At 49.0% G+C, this 524-nt stretch carries 2 protein-coding genes; one reads left to right on the forward strand and one right to left on the reverse strand.

From position 1 onward, the window contains the following. A partial coding sequence (locus D4Q52_RS26095; RefSeq protein WP_283805692.1) for a DapH/DapD/GlmU-related protein occupies window positions 1-254 on the forward strand: 254 nt, incomplete at its 5' end. Window positions 255-282: 28 nt separating this feature from the next. Here the strand turns inward: D4Q52_RS26095 and D4Q52_RS26100 are convergent. After that, on the reverse strand, window positions 283-524 hold a 242-nt coding region (locus tag D4Q52_RS26100), incomplete at its 5' end, for a hypothetical protein (protein WP_210210167.1).

The raw sequence follows: 524 nt of genomic DNA on the forward strand, positions 1-524 counted from the left end.
CGTCCAATCATGCTCTGGATGCTTGGGAGCGTAGTCAGGGGGCTTGCTATGCCAAGCCGATTAAGATTGGCGACAATGTCTGGCTAGGTGCTGGCGTTCATGTCAATCAAGGTGTGACGATTGGAGACAACAGTGTCATTGGCTCAGGGAGCGTCGTGACCAAGGACATCCCAGCTAATGTTGTGGCGGCTGGCGTTCCTTGCCGCGTCATTCGACCAATCACTGACCAAGACAAAAGCAATTATCAACCATAAAACTGAGGTAGGTGAACCTACCTCAGTTTTATTTTTCCAGCAGCCGCGCGATGTCTGCTTCTAAGTTTTCCAAGGAAGTCGGATATTCTAGGGCAAGATAGCGCACATGGCTAAAGCGCTTCATGAGGCTAGGAGCATCTAACTCACCCTCAAATAAACTAGCAATCTCCACTTGACCATTTACATGACGGTAATTTTTGCAGTGGAGGTAATCGGTAACTTCTGCCAAGCTAGCAAAAGCCTGCTCTATATCTTCTCCCAGCCAAGCCC

This window comes from Rhodopseudomonas palustris (assembly GCF_003591005.1).
Taxonomy (GTDB): domain Bacteria; phylum Pseudomonadota; class Alphaproteobacteria; order Rhizobiales; family Xanthobacteraceae; genus Rhodopseudomonas; species Rhodopseudomonas palustris_K.